At 70.8% G+C, this 15,395-nt stretch carries 15 protein-coding genes and 1 pseudogene; 10 read left to right on the forward strand and 6 right to left on the reverse strand.

Annotated elements, in window-relative coordinates; translation table 11 throughout:
• The coding region (locus AX669_RS06445; protein WP_156444946.1) for an SDR family oxidoreductase at positions 1 to 737 on the reverse strand (737 nt) is incomplete at its 3' end.
• On the reverse strand, positions 734 to 1,165 hold the full coding sequence (locus tag AX669_RS06450) for a metallopeptidase family protein (protein ID WP_006944419.1): 432 nt from the start codon (positions 1,163 to 1,165) through the stop codon (positions 734 to 736). The genes AX669_RS06445 and AX669_RS06450, both read right to left, overlap by 4 nt.
• 46 nt (positions 1,166 to 1,211) lie before the next feature.
• Between AX669_RS06450 and AX669_RS06455 the strand changes: the two are divergent.
• The 5 genes and pseudogenes from AX669_RS06455 to deoC all read left to right on the forward strand — a co-directional run.
• Positions 1,212 to 1,592, forward strand: a pseudogene (locus tag AX669_RS06455) (DUF3499 domain-containing protein); the annotation flags it as partial.
• 121 nt (positions 1,593 to 1,713) lie between these two features.
• The gene (locus AX669_RS06460) at positions 1,714 to 3,165 is read left to right on the forward strand and encodes a phosphomannomutase/phosphoglucomutase (RefSeq protein ID WP_050786465.1); all 1,452 of its coding nucleotides are present in this window, start codon (positions 1,714 to 1,716) and stop codon (positions 3,163 to 3,165) included.
• A complete protein-coding gene (locus AX669_RS06465; protein ID WP_006944432.1) occupies positions 3,162 to 3,389 on the forward strand; it encodes a Trm112 family protein in 228 nt (75 codons plus the stop codon). The genes AX669_RS06460 and AX669_RS06465 overlap by 4 nt, the downstream gene beginning before the upstream one ends.
• A 114-nt stretch (positions 3,390 to 3,503) precedes the next feature.
• Positions 3,504 to 4,757: an SIS domain-containing protein gene (locus AX669_RS06470; protein ID WP_006944416.1), complete on the forward strand. Its 1,254-nt coding sequence runs from the start codon at positions 3,504 to 3,506 to the stop codon at positions 4,755 to 4,757.
• A gap of 116 nt (positions 4,758 to 4,873) precedes the next feature.
• Entirely contained in the window at positions 4,874 to 5,596 is a 723-nt protein-coding gene (gene deoC, locus AX669_RS06475) for a deoxyribose-phosphate aldolase (RefSeq protein ID WP_006944421.1), read from the forward strand.
• A 104-nt stretch (positions 5,597 to 5,700) separates the two neighbouring features.
• Here deoC and AX669_RS06480 read toward each other — a convergent pair whose 3' ends face one another.
• The 3 genes from AX669_RS06480 to AX669_RS13340 are packed head-to-tail and all read right to left on the reverse strand — an operon-like array spanning position 5,701 to position 7,962.
• Positions 5,701 to 7,278, reverse strand: coding sequence for a GAF domain-containing sensor histidine kinase (locus tag AX669_RS06480; RefSeq protein WP_038568945.1), 1,578 nt, complete (start codon positions 7,276 to 7,278; stop codon positions 5,701 to 5,703).
• Positions 7,226 to 7,630 (reverse strand): hypothetical protein, encoded by a 405-nt coding sequence (locus tag AX669_RS13645; RefSeq protein WP_006944433.1) that lies wholly within the window; start codon positions 7,628 to 7,630, stop codon positions 7,226 to 7,228. The genes AX669_RS06480 and AX669_RS13645 overlap by 53 nt, the downstream gene beginning before the upstream one ends.
• A 20-nt stretch (positions 7,631 to 7,650) precedes the next feature.
• Positions 7,651 to 7,962, reverse strand: a complete 312-nt coding sequence (locus AX669_RS13340) for a hypothetical protein (protein ID WP_131941318.1) — start codon at positions 7,960 to 7,962, stop codon at positions 7,651 to 7,653.
• 57 nt (positions 7,963 to 8,019) lie between these two features.
• On the opposite strand from AX669_RS13340, the gene AX669_RS06490 reads away from it, so the two are divergent.
• Both AX669_RS06490 and mtr read left to right on the forward strand, forming a co-directional pair.
• Positions 8,020 to 8,661 (forward strand): response regulator transcription factor, encoded by a 642-nt coding sequence (locus tag AX669_RS06490; RefSeq protein WP_040014450.1) that lies wholly within the window; start codon positions 8,020 to 8,022, stop codon positions 8,659 to 8,661.
• A gap of 111 nt (positions 8,662 to 8,772) precedes the next feature.
• Positions 8,773 to 10,146, forward strand: a complete 1,374-nt coding sequence (gene mtr / locus AX669_RS06495) for a mycothione reductase (protein WP_006944436.1) — start codon at positions 8,773 to 8,775, stop codon at positions 10,144 to 10,146.
• Positions 10,147 to 10,257: 111 nt separating this feature from the next.
• Here the strand turns inward: mtr and AX669_RS06500 are convergent, their stop codons facing one another.
• Entirely contained in the window at positions 10,258 to 11,418 is a 1,161-nt protein-coding gene (locus AX669_RS06500; protein ID WP_062257344.1) for a hypothetical protein, read from the reverse strand.
• Between the two features lie 82 nt (positions 11,419 to 11,500).
• On the opposite strand from AX669_RS06500, the gene AX669_RS06505 reads away from it, so the two are divergent.
• From AX669_RS06505 to ahcY, 3 genes are all read left to right on the forward strand, one after another.
• The gene (locus AX669_RS06505; RefSeq protein WP_062257346.1) at positions 11,501 to 12,580 is read left to right on the forward strand and encodes a cation diffusion facilitator family transporter; all 1,080 of its coding nucleotides are present in this window, start codon (positions 11,501 to 11,503) and stop codon (positions 12,578 to 12,580) included.
• A 137-nt stretch (positions 12,581 to 12,717) separates the two neighbouring features.
• The gene (locus AX669_RS06510; protein ID WP_062257348.1) at positions 12,718 to 13,686 is read left to right on the forward strand and encodes a DUF808 domain-containing protein; all 969 of its coding nucleotides are present in this window, start codon (positions 12,718 to 12,720) and stop codon (positions 13,684 to 13,686) included.
• Between the two features lie 158 nt (positions 13,687 to 13,844).
• The gene (ahcY, locus tag AX669_RS06515; RefSeq protein ID WP_062257350.1) at positions 13,845 to 15,305 is read left to right on the forward strand and encodes an adenosylhomocysteinase; all 1,461 of its coding nucleotides are present in this window, start codon (positions 13,845 to 13,847) and stop codon (positions 15,303 to 15,305) included.
• The last annotated feature ends 90 nt before the right edge of the window (positions 15,306 to 15,395 follow it).

A 15,395-nucleotide genomic window follows, 5' to 3' on the forward strand; every position in this document is an offset into this window, starting at 1 on the left:
GCCGTGCGCGGCGCGCGTCGGCGATCGAGGTGTGCGGTGAGCGTCGCGATGTCGGCGAGGGTGAACGTCTCCGGCCCGGCGAGCTCCATCGGCGTGGGCAGGCTCGTGAGCAGCGACGCCACGTCGACGAGTTTCGTCGCCACCCAGCGCGGGTCGACGGGGCTCACCTCGATGTCCTCGACGGCGCCCAGGGCGCGAGCGCCCGCGCCGCGCACGAGCTGCGCGACGAACGGATGGAACTGGGTGGCGCGCACGATGCTCGCGCGCCCGTGCCAGGCCTCGACGACGTTCTCGGCGTCGGCCTTCGCCCGGTAGTAGGGGTAGGGGTTCTCGAAGCAGCCGACGATCGAGACGTGGACGAGGTGCGCGCTCGGTGCCCACGCGTCGAGCGCGTCGACGAGGCGTCTCGTGCCCTCGACGTCGACGCGGCGCGCGTCCTTCGGGTTGCCTGCGCAGTGGATGACGGCCTCGACGCCGTCGAGCGCCGCGTCGAGCCCGGCGCCGGTGCCGAGGTCGCCGGTGACGTGCTCGAGGCGCGCCGGGATGCCGGCCGCCGCCTCGGGCAGGTCGACGTCGCGTCGGTGCGTCAGCGCGCGCACGGGGATGGAGGAGGTGAGCAGCTCCTCGACGACGCAGCGCCCGAGCACCCCCGACGCGCCCGTCACGAGCACGGGTGCGCGCCCGGCGACGAGGATGTCGGCGGGCAGCAGCGGGGCGGCGGTGGGCGTCAATCTCATTGGTCGTCCTCGTCGAGTTCGCGCCCGAGCAGGGCCGCGATTTGGGTGGTGACGACGTGCTCGACGAGCAGGTCGCGTTCGTACAGGTCGGCGGAGCGCGTCTGGATCGGCAGGCGATAAATCACCATGCGCGCGCGGTGCTTGCCCTCGGCTGGGAAGGCGCGCCCGAGCGGCACGGCGTCCTCCCACGCGCTCGGATCGGACGGCGGCACCTCCTCGACGCCGATCTCGATGTGCTCCAGGCTCTCGCCCCAACGCGCCTCGAGCCGTTCGACGCTGCGCAGCACCGCCTCGTCGAACGAGCGCGCCCGCGACAGCATCGACGGCGTGGGCGGCCACGCGAGCGGCCCACGATGGCGGCGCCCGTGACGATCGCGCCGCGTCGGGGCGTCCCCGCGCGGCGCGCGTGGGGTGGGGCGAGGAGTCACCCGGCGAGCCTAACGTGGTGCCCGCCGTGGCGTACCCTTGTGCCTCGTGACGTTGATGCGACAGTGTTCCCGATCGGCCTGCTCCCAGCCCGCCGTGGCCACGCTGACGTACGTCTACGCCGATTCGACGGTCGTGCTCGGCCCGCTCGCGACATACGCGGAGCCGCACACCTACGACCTGTGCGCCGACCACGCGACGCGCCTCACCGCGCCGCGCGGGTGGGACATCGTCCGCCTCGTCGTCGACATGACGCCGCCCGAGCCGACGCCCGACGATCTCGTCGCGCTCGCCGAGGCCGTGCGTCAGGCGGCGGTACGCCCGGCGCCGGGGGAGCCCGAGCCGACGCGCCGTTCGACGCGCAGCGTCGCCGCGAGTGACCCGACGCTGCTGTCGGCGACGGAGCGCCGCCGTCACCTTCGGGTGCTGCCCGGTCAGACGCCCGCGGACGCGCTCTCTGACGCTTCCGATGACGACGACGCCGACGGGGGCCGGTTCGACAGGCCCTTCGACGGTCGGGAAGGGCCCTCGCGCCGGTAGAGTGAACGTCGTGACTGCACCCGCGCTCAACGACTTCATCAAGGCCTACGACGTGCGTGGCCTCGTGCCCGACCAGCTCTCCCCGCGCGTCGCCCGCGAGCTCGGCGCCGCGTTCGCGCAGGTTGTCGTGCGCCCCGAGGGCGCGAACGCCATCGTCGTCGGGCACGACATGCGCCCGAGTTCTCCAGAGCTGTCGCGCGCGTTCGCCGACGGCGCCGCCGCGTACGGCGTCGACGTCACCCTCATCGGGCTGTGCTCGACTGACGGGCTCTACTTCGCCTCCGGTGCGCTCGATCTGCCGGGCGCGATGTTCACCGCGAGCCACAACCCGGCGCAGTACAACGGCATCAAGCTGTGCCGCGCGGGCGCTCGCCCCGTCTCCCTCGAGACCGGTCTCGCCGAGATCCGCGACCTCGCGCAATGGGCGCTCGATCGCGGTCAGGGTGTGCCGTTCGACGGCCCGGCGGGCAGCGTCACCGAGCGCGAGATGCTGCGCGAGTACGCCGAGTTCCTGCGCGGTCTCGTCGACCTGTCGGGCGGACGCCCGCTCAAGGTCGTCGTCGACGCGGGCAACGGCATGGGCGGCCACACCGTCCCGGCCGTGCTCGGCACCGACGCGGGCCTGGCGCAGCTGCCGCTCGACATCGTCCCGCTGTACTTCGAGCTCGACGGCACGTTCCCCAACCACGAGGCCAACCCGCTCGAGCCGGCCAACCTCGTCGACCTGCAGCAGGCCGTCGTCGAGCACGGTGCCGACATCGGCCTCGCCTTCGACGGCGATGCCGACCGCTGCTTCGTCATCGACGAACGCGGCCAGCCCGTCACGCCGTCCGCGGTGACGGCGCTCGTCGCGGAGCGCGAGATCGCGAAGGAGGTCGCGCGGGGGGCCGCAGCGGCCGACGTCAAGGTCGTCGCGAACCTCATCTCGAGCCGCGCCGTCGGCGAGGTCATCGCCGAGAACGGCGCACAGCCGGTGCGCACGCGCGTCGGGCACTCGTTCATCAAGGCGCAGATGGCCGAGCACGACGCCGTCTTCGGTGGCGAGCACAGCGCGCACTACTACTTCCGCGACTTCTGGTTCGCCGACACCGGCATGCTCGCCGCGATGCACGTGCTCGCGGCGCTGGGGGAGCGGGACGCACCGTTGTCGCAGCTCGTCGCCGCGTATGCGCGCTACGAGGCGTCGGGGGAGATCAACTCGACGGTGAGCGACGCCGCCGCGGCCACGGGCCGCGTGCGCACGTGGGTCGCGTCGCAGGGCGAGTTCACCGAGGACGCGCTCGACGGCGTGACGTTCGTCCACGAGGGCGCGGGGGAGAGCGATCCGATGTGGTGGCTCAACCTGCGCGCGTCCAACACCGAGCCGCTGCTGCGCCTCAACGTCGAGGCCGCCGACACCGCCACCATGGAGCGCGTGCGCGACGCCGCGCTCGCCGCCGTCCGCGAAGGAGAAGCTCAGTGAACGACGACAAGAGCCGCCGGCCCCTGACGATCGACCCGTGGCTGCGCGAGATCCTGCGCTGCCCCGTCACCGGCACCGAGCTGGAGGACGCGAGTGACGCCTCGGGCGCGCCCGTCCTCGTCAGCACCGGGGTCGACGCAGAACGCGGCGGGCGCCTGCAGTACCCGATACGCGACGGCATCCCCGTCCTGCTCGCCGACGACGCAAGCGTGCTGCCCGCCTGACGCTCGCGCGCGGTCATCGACCGCGCGGCCCGCGAACACGCTCGACGTGAGCAACGACGGCGGCGTCGCCGCGCCCCGAATGTCTGAGACGAACCCCCGAGCCGAGGAGAAGTCATGGCCCATCTCGACGAGAGCTGGCTCGACGACGCCGGCCACCTCGAACGTTGCGACTCACGCGGATCGCTGCGTGCGCTCGCCACGGCGGGCGCGCAGGTGCGTGAGGCCCTGACGCTCGCGCGCGAAGCGGGCATCGACGACGTCGCCGGGTACGAACGACCGCGTTCGGTTCTCGTAGGGGCGCTCGGCGGGTCGGAGCGCGTCGGCGATGTGTTGCAGACTCTCGCGCAGCCGAGTTCGCCGGTGCCCGTCATGACGCGGCGCGACGTGCCGCTGCCCGGTTGGGTCGGGCCGCTCGACCTCGTCATCGCGGTCTCCTTGTCCGGGCGCGCTGAGGGGCCGCTCGCACTCGCTGCGGAGGCGGCACGGCGGGGCGCGTCGCTACTGACGGTCGGTGCCGACGACTCGCCGCTCGCCGACGTCTGTGCCCGCGCTCGCGGCGTGCACATCGGTGTCGGCCGCGGGCGGGTCTCGAGCCGGACCTCGCTGTGGTCGCTGCTCACCCCCGTGCTCATGGGCGCCCGTCGGTTGGGGCTGGTCGACGTCAGCGACGACGACCTGCTCGTCGCCGCCGCGATGCTGGATGCCGAATCGGAGACGCTGCGACCGTCGTCGGAGCACTTCGTCAACCCGGCCAAGCTCGCCGCGCTCCAGCTCGCCGGGACGGTGCCCGTCGCCCTCGCCGACGGCCCTGTCGCGGCGCTCGCGGCGCGTCGGGCCTCGTCGATGTTCGCCCGCACGGCGCGCGTGCCGATGACGTGGGGTGAGCTGCCCGACGACGCGGCCGACCTCGTCGCGACGCTCGACGGCCCGTTCACTGCCGGCGCGGGGGAAGGCGCCGTCTCCGCGCCGGACGACATCTTCGCCGACCCGTTCCTCGACGCCCCGCGCCAACCGAGCCTCGGGTTCCTCACGCTGCACTCGGACGCGACGGGCGGGTCCGGCGCGGCGCGTGACGGAGCCGATGGCTTCTTCGTCAGCGATGCGCCCGGCGGAGCGAGTGGGCTGGGCGGCAACGGCACCGGTGGCGTGGGAGCACTGGCCTGGGTCGCGAGCGGCATCCAGGAGAGCGCTCGCGCGGCGGGAGCTGTCGTCGTCGAGATGCATCCCGACGCCGGCCCGGCCATCGCGCGGGCCGCGCAGCTCATGCACCGCGTCGACTTCACTGCGACGTACCTCGCGCTCGGGCAGGGCCTCGACCCCGCAGTCTCGCGTCACGTCACCGAACTGCGCGACCGGCTCGGCCGCTGACGTCCGAGCGCGCGGGCTCGCGGTCAGACCCATGTGCCCGAGGCGCGGCCGACGAGGCGGAGTGCGGCCTGCGACGGGCGCATCCTCCCGTCCCGTCACTGGGTAGGCTGAGTGGTATGAACACCGCTGCTTCGTCCTCATCAGGCTCCCCGTTCGACCGCGCGCACGTCGCGTCGATCGTCGACCACACCCTGCTCAAGCCGGAGGCGACGCGCGCGGACGTCGACGCCCTCGCCCGTGAGGCCGAGGCGCTCGGCGCGTACTCGATCTGCGTGTCGCCGTCGATGCTCCCCGTGGAGACGAGCGTCAAGGTTGCGACGGTCTGCGGGTTCCCCAGCGGCAAGCACACGAGCGCCGTCAAGGCCGCAGAGGCCGCAGAATCCGTGGCGCGGGGGGCTGACGAGGTCGACATGGTCATCGACGTGGGCGCCGCGAAGGACGGGCGTTTCGACGACGTCGAGGCCGACGTGCGGGCCGTGCGCGAGGCCACCGAGGGCCGCGTGCTCAAGGTCATCATCGAATCCGCAGCACTGAGCGATGACGAGATTGTCGCCGTCTGCCGTGCTGCCGTCGCGGCGGGCGCGGACTTCGTCAAGACGTCCACCGGCTTCCACCCCGCCGGCGGTGCGAGCGAGCACGCCGTCCGCCTCATGCGCCAGACCGTCGGCCCCGACATCGGCGTCAAGGCCAGCGGCGGAATCCGCGACGCTGCCGCCGCCCACGCGATGATCGCGGCCGGTGCCAGCCGTCTCGGCCTCTCGGGTACTCGGGTGGTTCTCGACGGGCTCGACGGCGACGCCACCGGCGCGGACGCCCCGCAGGCCGCGGCCGGTTACTGACCCGCCGCGGCCAGTACGTCAGGCGTCACGCCATGCCTGAAGCGCCCGAACTCCGACCGCGCTCGCGCGAAGGGTGACGTCTCGCTGCGGTTGAGCCCAGCCCGTCAGGGCGTCACAGCCGCGCGACGGTTCGGCACGCGCCACACGACGGCCGTGCCGCCACTGCGCCTCGCGCGGATGACGCAGGTGCCGCCGAGTCGCTCGGCCCGCGCGACGAGGTGGGCAATCCCCGAGCGTCGTTCGAGGTGCTCGGGCAGGCCGCGTCCGTCGTCGGTGACCTTGACGAGCACCTCGTCGCCGACGTCGAGCACGACCCGCACGGCGCTCGCGTGCGCGTGCCGCGCCGCGTTGCTCAGTGCCTCACGCATCACGGCGAGCAGGTCGGTGACGAGGGCGTCGTCGAGCGTCCAGTAGGCACCACTGACGCTGACGCTCGGCGCGAATCCGAGGGCGTCCTGCGCCTGCGCGGCGAGCTGGTCGACGGTGTGCGCGAGCGCCAACGCGGCGCCACCGGTGTGCAGGTCGAAGATCGCGCGGCGCACGTCGGTGACGGTCTCGTCGAGGTCGGTGATGACGGCGTCGAGCTTCTCGACGGCGACCTCGTCGTCGATGCGCGGCAGCGCACTCTGCACGCGCATGCCGGCGGCGAAGATGCGTTGGATGACGTGGTCGTGCAGGTCCTGCGCGATGCGGTCGCGATCTTCGAGGATGGCGACGCGTTCGGCCTCGGCGTGCCGGTAGGCGAGCAACGTCGCGACCGAGAGTCGGTCCGCGATCGTCTGCCCGATGGCCTCCATGGGTTCGGGGTCGAGCGAAAGCGTCGGGCGGTCCCAGGCGAACAGCAGCAGCTCCGGGTTCTCGCCGTCACTGGCGAGCGGCACGACCATCGCGCAGCGCATGCGCTCGTCGACGAGGCGCGCCGCGACGTCGTGCGTGAAGAATCGTGCGCGCGGCGCGAGGAGCAGTTCTTCGGCGAGGTCGCCGAGGCGCGCTGCGCTGCGGTGACCCGGCACGTGTTCGACGTGGTTGGCGGTGAGGATCGAGTCGAACCGCGCGACGACCTGCGGCCACGCTTGCGCCGGCGGCAGTTGCGAGAGGAGCTGCGCGGCCTCGGCCGCCGCGCGGTGCCAGCGCTCGCGGGCCCCCGCCTCGGCGAGCGTCCGAGCGTGCGCGATGGCGGACGCCGCGGCCGACGCGAGCGCCTCGAGCACCCGTTCGTCGCGGGCGGAGAACTCCTCGGCGTCGCGCTTGTTCGTCAGGTAGATGTTGCCGTAGACCTGCCCGCGGATGACGACGGGGCAGCCGAGGAACGACGACATCGGCGGGTGGTGCTCGGGAAAGCCGACGCTCGCCTCGTGCGCGGCGATGTCGGGCACGCGCAGCGTGTGCGGGTGGGCGATGATCGCGCCGAGGACGCCCTCGCCGTGGGGGCCGTCGCCGATGAGTGCGGCCGTCTCGGCGTCGATGCCGTGGATGACGACGTCGTCGAAGCGCCCCTCGGCGTTGAGCACGCCGAGCGCCCCGTACTGGGCGCCGGTGAGTTCCGCTGCGGTCTCGACGAATCGGCGCAGCAGTGGTTTGAGCTCGAGATCCTTGCTCAGTTCGATGACGGCGGCCAGCAGAGCCTCGTCAGGCTCGTTCGGCAAGACCGGATCGAAGGAGCGGATCGACGCGGTGACCATGCGCCGATGATAGGCACTCGACGCTGAACAGAGCCTCCCGCGTCGGCAGGACGACATCGCCGCGCTGCGGTGCATCCGACGTCGAGCGAATGGCGAGCGGGCCGGTGACGCTGATCGACCAGCACGTTCCGTCGATGAGCGCCTCGACCTGCACGGCCGCGATGTCGCGTCGCTGGGCGCCGCGTGTGACGCTCGGGTGGGCCGTCTCGACGACGACGTCGCCACCCGTAACACGCACGCCACAGGGCATGACGAACGGAAGAGCACCCCGCGAGACGCTGACGTGCGCCCGACCGGTCCGTCCCATGGCATCGAGCATCTGCTCCGGTGTCGGTTCGCTCGGTGAGGGCATGCTTCATCCTCACCCGCGCCTCACCGCAGCGCCCGGGGACCTTCGTCCTCACCTGCGCGCCGGTGATGTGGCAGGAACCTCCTGAGCTGACGCGGCGTCAGCGCCGTGTTTTGTGCATGGGCGTCGACATTCGGCTGCGTGACGACGGTGATCGGGACGCGCTCGTGCGGCTGCTGTGCGAGCAGCAGCCGGTGTCGGGGTATCCGGTGCGGTGGCCGCTGCCCGGGCCGGTCGAGGGCTTCATCTTCCGCGATCGTGACGAGATCGCGTGGGTGGCGTGTGACGCCGACGCGGCTGACGGGCTGGAACGAGACCAGGGTCAAGTCCGTCATGCGCCCATCCTGGGGGAGCGCGCGGCGCGAACTCAACGCAGCGGCCACAATGGGGTCATGACTGTGCGCGTGTATCTGCTCGACGACCACGAGATCGTCCGTCGCGGCCTGGCCGAGTTGCTGGCGTCATCGGGGCGCTGCGAGGTCGTCGGCGAGAGCGGCAGCGCAGAGGAGGCGACGCGGCGCATCCCGGCGGCGCGCCCCGACGTCGCCATCCTCGACGGCCGGCTGCCAGACGGCACGGGCATGGAGGTGTGCCGCGCCGTGCGCAGCGTCGACGAGAACATCCGCTGCCTCATCCTCACCTCCTACGACGATGACGAGGCCCTGCTCGCCGCGATCCTCGCGGGCGCGAGTGGGTACGTCCTCAAGCAGGTGCGCGGCGCCGACCTCATCGAGACGATCGAACGCGTCGCGGCGGGGGAGTCGCTGCTCGACACCGCCGACGCCGACGTCATCCGCGCGCGCCTGCGCGGTGACGGTGCCCTCGAGAGCCCCGAACTCGCCGCGCTCACCGAGCAGGAGAAGCGCGTGCTCGACCTCATCACGCAGGGGTACACGAACCGTCAGATCGCGGGGCGCCTGCACCTCGCGGAGAAGACGGTGAAGAACTACGTCACCAGCCTGCTCGCGAAACTCGGCCTCGAATCGCGCACGCAGGCGGCCGTCCTCATGGAGCGCCTGCGCCACCCGCACTGACGCCCATCGTTCGACGCCTCGAGGCTCGGGAGGCTCGCTCGCGCAGAGAGGTCCGTGAGAAGAAATGCCCGGCGTTCCGGGGTTGTCCCCGCCTGCGCCTAGGGTTGGGGCATGGCTCATTTCGACCTCGTCATCATCGGCACCGGCTCGGGCAACTCGCTCGTGACGCCCGACTTCGCCGACAAGCGCGTCGCCGTCATCGAGAAGGGTGTCTTCGGCGGCACCTGCCTCAACGTCGGCTGCATCCCGACGAAGATGTTCGTCCAGGCCGCCGAGGTGGCGCGCAGCGCGCGGGAGGCGTCGCGCCTCGGCGTCGACGCGCACGTCGATCAGGTGCGCTGGGACGACATCCGCGACCGCGTCTTCGAGCGCATCGACGCGATCTCCGCGGGCGGACGCGCGTACCGCGAGCGCGGCAGCGACGACGGCAACACGACCGTGTTCAGCGGCCACGCGCGCTTCACCGGCGACCGCACGCTGCGCGTCGAGGGCTACGACGAGGAGATCAGCGGCGACCAGATCGTCATCGCGACCGGCGCGCGTCCCAACATCCCGCCCGTCGTCACCGACAGCGGCGTGCCCTACGAGACGAGCGACACGATCATGCGCATCGAGAAGTTGCCGCGTTCGCTCGTCATCGCCGGCGCCGGGTACATCGCCCTCGAGTTCGCCCACGTGTTCTCGTCCCTCGGCGTCGAGGTGACGATGCTCGCACGCGGAAAGCGCGTGCTGCGCCACGCCGACGACGACGTCAGCCGCGTCCTCACCCACGCCGCCACCGACCAGTGGGCTCTCGAACGTGATGCGGTCATGGAGTCGATCGAACAGCGCGACGGGACGATCCGCGTGACGCTGAGAGGTGGGCGCGTCGTCGAGGGCGAGATGCTCCTCGTCGCCACGGGCCGCATCCCCAACACCGACGACCTCGGCCTCGAGAACACCCGCGTCGAGGTGCGCGACGACGGGCGCATCGTCGTCGACGAGTACGGACGCACGGGCGCTGACGGCGTCTGGTCACTCGGCGACTGCTCCTCGCGCTACCAGCTCAAGCACGTCGCCAACGCCGAGGAGCGCTGCGTCGCGCACAACCTCGTCCACCCCGACGACCTGCGCGCGTTCCCGCACGACGTCGTGCCGGCGGCGGTCTTCACGCACCCGCAGGTCGCCACCGTCGGGCTGACGGAGGACGAGGCGCGCGAGGGCGGGCACGCCATCACGACGAAGGTGCAGAAGTACGGCGACATCGCCTACGGCTGGGCCCTCGAGGACACGACGAGCATCTGCAAGGTCATCGCCGACAAGGCGACGAAGAAGCTGCTCGGCGTGCACCTCGTCGGCCCGGAGGCCTCGATCGTCATCCAGCCTGCAGTCCAGGCGATGTCGTTCGGGCTCACCGCCGACGAGATGGCACGCGGGCAGTACTGGATTCACCCGGCGCTCACCGAGGTGCTCGAGAACGCGCTGCTGGGGCTCGAATTCGACTGAGCCCCAGGACGCGCCCCGAATGAACCCCGGGGTGCGACGGCGAGACTGAGCCCCAGGATGCGCCCCGAATGAACCCCGGGGTGCGACGGCGAGTGAGCCCTGGCAGCGATGTCAGAGCGGCAGCGGCGTCCCGACCCCGGCGCGCTGGGCGGCCTCCTGTACCGCGACGGCCGCGGCAGCGTCCTGCAACCCGATCCCGACCGAGGCGTAGAGCGTCACGCGCGGGCGACGCTCACCGTGGGCGCCTGCGTCGCTGTCGGCGGCGCCGTGGTTCATGGCGCCGTTGTTCGAGGAGTCGTCGTTCCAGACGTGACGTTCTGCGTCATCGTCATCGGCATGTGCGGCGTCGCGCACGAGCACCTCGCCGAGCGTCTCGACGCTGCCGGTCTCGAGCACCCCGGCCATGAGGGCCGCGACGACGCACCCGTTGTCGGCCAGTGCCGTCTCGCGGTCGTCGACGACGACGCGTGCCTGAGCGACGAGGTCGCTCGGCACCTCGGATCGCTCGGCGCTGAACGAGCCCACGGAGATGACGAGGGCGCCGTCACGCACCCAGGTCGCCTCGAGCACGGGCGTCGTCGACGTCGTGCACACCGCGATGACGTCGGCGTCCGCGCACGCCTGCTCGACCGTGTCGACGAGTTCCATGTCGGGTGCGCCCTCGGGCCTCGTCGTATGCCAGCGCGCGACCAACTCGTCGGCACTCGCGCGGTCGCGCGCCGCGAGCCGGATGCGACCCACCGTGTGCTCACCGCCGACGGCGCACAACGCGTGCGCGTGCGCCTCGGCCTGCACGCCGCTCCCGACGATCGCGACATGAACACCGGTGCCGTCCCGGGCACCGACACCTGCGCCGTCGGCCACACGGACGTCGTCGCGCCCGCTCGAGTCAGGCGACCACAACGCCTCCATCGCGACGGCGCTCGCTGCCGCCGTGCGGCGTGTCGTCAGCGTCGTGCCTGCCATGACGCACGTCGGCACACCTGTCGTCGGGTCGAGCACCGTGACGAGCGCGTGCACCGCGGGCAGCCCCGCGTCGACGTTGCCGGCGTGTACCGAACCGAACTTGCTGACGGCCGGTGCGCTCGCCTCGGCCCGCGCGGCGTAGCAGAACGCGACGTCGTCGCCGCGCCCCGGCAGCAGCAGACGTGCGGGCAGCAGCGCCTCTCCTCGTCCGAGCGCGGTGAACGCCGCGTGCTGCGAGGCGTGCGCGACGTCTGCCGTGAACGCTGCCCGGACGTCGGATTCGCTGAGATAGAGCAGAGTCGGCACGGCGGGTCCTTCGCTGGATCGAGGGAGTGTGACGGCGCCGTCGCGGTTGGCGGCGCGAGAGGCGCCACCTATTCTCGGGGTCATGAGTGACGAGAAGGAAACCGGATCGGGCGGGCACAGCGGCAACAACACGGCGATCTTCGCCGCGCTGGCCGCCAATCTGGGCATCGCCGTCACGAAGATCATCGCGTGGTTGCTCACCGGCATGAGTTCGATGCTCGCCGAGGGCATCCACTCCGCCGCCGATTCGGGCAACCAGATCCTCCTGCTCATCGGCGGCAAGAAGGCCCAGAAGGACGCGGACGAGGATCACCCGTTCGGTTACGGGCGTGAGCGTTACCTTGCGGGCTTCGTCGTCAGCATCATCGTGTTCTCCCTCGGTGGCCTGTTCTCGCTGTTCGAGGCGTACGAGAAGTTCCATCAGATGCGCGAGCCCGGCGCGAAGCAGCCGTCGACGGACGAGGCCTGGTGGTGGGTGCCGATCGTCGTGCTCGTGCTGGCGATCCTCATGGAGGGCCGTTCCCTCATGACGGCGGCCAAGGAGGCACGCGAGCAGAAGGGCGAACAGAGCTGGGGGCAGTTCCTCAAGTCGGCGAAGAGCCCCGAGTTGCCCGTGCTCCTGTGCGAGGACTCGGCGGCCGTCACCGGTCTCGTCTTCGCCCTCGTCGGCATCTCGCTCGCCCTCGTCACGCAGAACGGCATCTGGGACGCCGTGGGCGCCGGCCTCATCGGCATCCTGCTCATCCTCGTCGCGATCTTCCTGTTCCGTGAGACGAAGTCCATGCTCCTCGGCGAGGCGGCGACCCCCGAGACGGTGCGCGACATCCGACGTGCCATCGAGTCGGCGGACGGCGTGAACCGCGTCATCCACATGAAGACGAGCCACCTCGGCCCCGAGGAGTTGCTCGTCGCCGTCAAGTTCGCCGTCGACAAGAGCGACACGGGTGAGGAGATCGCCCACGCCATCGACATGGCTGAACAGGCGGCACGTGCCGCGAAGCCCGACATGAAGTTGCTCATGTACCTCGAACCCGACATCGACCTCGGGCGCGTCGGCAGCCGTATCGGGCACCGCTCGTCCGCGGTGCACACCGACCTGCCCGACGAGCGGGTGAACGACGGCGGCTCCACCCAGCACGGTGCGACGCGCATCGAGGGCTGAAGCTCGGAGTCGATAGCTTCCCTCAGCGTATTTCGTGAGCCTCCCAGGTTTCTCTAGGCTGTGCGCATGATGCCCGCCGCTCCGCACCCGAGGCCTGACGCCATGCCGCCGTCGCACCGAAGCGCGCAGGTGCGCTGATGGCGGGCGGACTGTTCGCACTGCTCGACGACGTTGCCGCGCTCGCGCGCATGGCTGCGGCGTCCGTCGACGACGTCGCCGCCGCTGCCGGCAAGGCGAGCACGCAGGCCGTGGGCGTCGTCGTCGACGACACGGCCGTGACGCCGCGCTACGTGCAGGGTCTCGCCGCGGAACGCGAGCTGCCGATCATCGCGAAGATCGCGAAGGGCTCGATCCGCAACAAGCTGCTCATCATCCTGCCCGTCATCCTCGTGCTGTCACAGTTCTTGCCCATCGCGGTGACGATCCTGCTCATCCTCGGTGGCCTCTACCTGTCCTACGAGGGCGCGGAGAAGATCCGTCACGCCCTCGCGCACCGCCGCGCCCACCGCGAGGAGACCCCGGCCGAGCACCTGGCCGAGGACGTCGCCACCGAGTCCGTCGACGAGAACAAGGTCATCGCCGAGGCCGTCCGCACCGACCTCATCCTGTCGACCGAGATCATGGTCATCTCGCTGCAGACCGTCGATCACGAACCGTTCCTCACCCGCACCATCGTCCTCATCGTCGTCGCGTTCCTCATCACCGCGCTCGTCTATGGCGTCGTCGCACTGATCGTCAAGATGGACGACGTGGGCCTGCACCTCGTCGAGTCGGGCAAGAACGAGAAGCTCGGCCGTGGACTCGTGACGGCGATGCCCAAGGTGATGTCGTTCCTGTCGACGCTGGGCGTCGTGGCGATGCTGTGGGTCGGTGGGCACATCCTGCTGGCGAACTCCGCCGAACTGGGCTGGCACGCGCCGTACGACGCCGTCCACCACGTCGAGCACGCCGTGGCCGACGCCACCGGAGCGCTCGGGGGAGTGCTCGCCTGGCTGACGAACACCCTCATCAGCGCCATCGTCGGCGTCCTCGTCGGTCTCGTCCTCGTCGCCCTCGTGACGCCCGCGCTCGCCCGCCGCAGCGGCGACCAGGCCGCCGCGCACTGAGCGATGCGGCGCCCCCGGCGGCCTGTCAGTGATGGCGGATAGACTGACGAGCACGCGTTCGGCGTGGGTGATGACCCATGCGCGAAGCAGCCCAGAGGGGCGCGCCGGCGACGCCTGATCGAGAACGTCATTCGACAACCGAAGGGAACGACATCCCCATGTCCTTCGACTACAAGATCCGCGACATCAGCCTCGCCGAAGCCGGCCGCCACCAGCTGCGCCTCGCCGAGCACGAGATGCCCGGCCTCATGAGCCTGCGCGAGGAATACGCCGAGTCGCAGCCGCTCGCCGGCGCCAAGATCGCCGGCTCGCTGCACATGACCGTCCAGACGGCCGTCCTGATCGAGACTCTGACGGCGCTCGGCGCCGAGGTCCGCTGGGCGAGCTGCAACATCTACTCGACGGACGACGCCGCGGCCGCTGCCGTCGTCGTCGGCCCCGACGGCACGCCCGAGGACCCGAAGGGCGTCCCCGTGTTCGCCTGGAAGGGCGAGAGCCTCGAGGAGTACTGGGCCTGCACGAACGAGATTCTCACCTGGTCCGGTGACGACGCCCCCAACATGATCCTCGACGACGGCGGTGACGCCACGATGCTCGTGCACAAGGGCACCGAGTGGGAGAAGGCCGGCCAGGTGCCGCCCACCACCGAAGCCGACTCCGAGGAGTTCAGCGTCTTCAAGGCCCTCGTGCGCTCCACGATGGCCGACGACCCGCAGAAGTGGACGAAGGTCGGCGAGCGCATCAAGGGCGTCACCGAGGAGACGACCACCGGCGTGCACCGCCTCTACGAACTCGCGCGCGCGGGAGAACTGCTGTTCCCGGCAATCAACGTCAACGACTCCGTGACGAAGTCGAAGTTCGACAACAAGTACGGCACCCGCCACTCCGTCATCGACGGCCTCAACCGCGCCACCGACGTCCTCATCGGCGGCAAGGTTGCCGTCGTCGCCGGCTACGGTGACGTGGGCAAGGGCGTCGCCGCCGCCCTCGCCGGACAGGGCGCCCGCGTCGTCATCACCGAGATCGACCCCATCTGCGCGCTCCAGGCCGCGATGGAAGGCTTCCAGGTGACGACGATGGACAAGGCCTGCGAGTACGGCGACATCTTCGTCACGACGACTGGCAACTTCGACATCATCACCGCCGACCACATGGCACGCATGAAGAACAAGGCCATCGTGTCCAACATCGGCCACTTTGACAACGAGATCGACATGGCCGGCCTCGCCAAGATCCCCGGCATCGAAAAGGTCGAGATCAAGCCGCAGGTCCATGAATGGACGTTCGACAAGGGCACCGACGACGAACGCTCCATCATCGTGCTGTCCGAAGGCCGCCTCATGAACCTCGGCAACGCCACCGGCCACCCCAGCTTCGTCATGTCCAACTCGTTCGCCAACCAGACGATCGCCCAGATCGAACTGTGGACCAACGGCAACGCCTACACCGACAACGGCAAACCCCTCGTCAAGACGCTCCCCAAGCACCTCGACGAAAAGGTCGCCCGCGCCCACCTCAACGCCCTCGGCGTCGAACTCACCGAACTGCGCAAGGACCAAGCCGAATACATCGGCGTGGACGTTGCCGGCCCGTACAAGCCGGAGCACTACCGCTACTGACCGCGCGCAAGCGCGCGTCAGTAGCGGGAGTGCTCCGGCTTGATTCTCTCTGGCGCGTCTTGTGGCCGGGCCCTGGCGGGCCCGTCTCAC

The organism is Dermacoccus sp. CCH2-D9 (assembly GCF_001556795.1).
Classification (GTDB): domain Bacteria; phylum Actinomycetota; class Actinomycetes; order Actinomycetales; family Dermatophilaceae; genus Dermacoccus; species Dermacoccus nishinomiyaensis.

Excerpts from the sequence above, each read along its gene's own strand:
- AX669_RS06470 (WP_006944416.1), top strand. The coding sequence starts at position 3,504 with ATGGCCCATCTCGACGAGAGCTGGCTCGACGACGCCGGCCACCTCGAA.
- deoC (WP_006944421.1), top strand. The coding sequence starts at position 4,874 with ATGAACACCGCTGCTTCGTCCTCATCAGGCTCCCCGTTCGACCGCGCG.
- AX669_RS06480 (WP_038568945.1), bottom strand. The coding sequence starts at position 7,278 with ATGGTCACCGCGTCGATCCGCTCCTTCGATCCGGTCTTGCCGAACGAG.
- AX669_RS13645 (WP_006944433.1), bottom strand. The coding sequence starts at position 7,630 with ATGCCCTCACCGAGCGAACCGACACCGGAGCAGATGCTCGATGCCATG.
- AX669_RS13340 (WP_131941318.1), bottom strand. The coding sequence starts at position 7,962 with ATGACGGACTTGACCCTGGTCTCGTTCCAGCCCGTCAGCCGCGTCGGC.
- AX669_RS06490 (WP_040014450.1), top strand. The coding sequence starts at position 8,020 with ATGACTGTGCGCGTGTATCTGCTCGACGACCACGAGATCGTCCGTCGC.
- mtr (WP_006944436.1), top strand. The coding sequence starts at position 8,773 with ATGGCTCATTTCGACCTCGTCATCATCGGCACCGGCTCGGGCAACTCG.
- AX669_RS06505 (WP_062257346.1), top strand. The coding sequence starts at position 11,501 with ATGAGTGACGAGAAGGAAACCGGATCGGGCGGGCACAGCGGCAACAAC.
- AX669_RS06510 (WP_062257348.1), top strand. The coding sequence starts at position 12,718 with ATGGCGGGCGGACTGTTCGCACTGCTCGACGACGTTGCCGCGCTCGCG.
- ahcY (WP_062257350.1), top strand. The coding sequence starts at position 13,845 with ATGTCCTTCGACTACAAGATCCGCGACATCAGCCTCGCCGAAGCCGGC.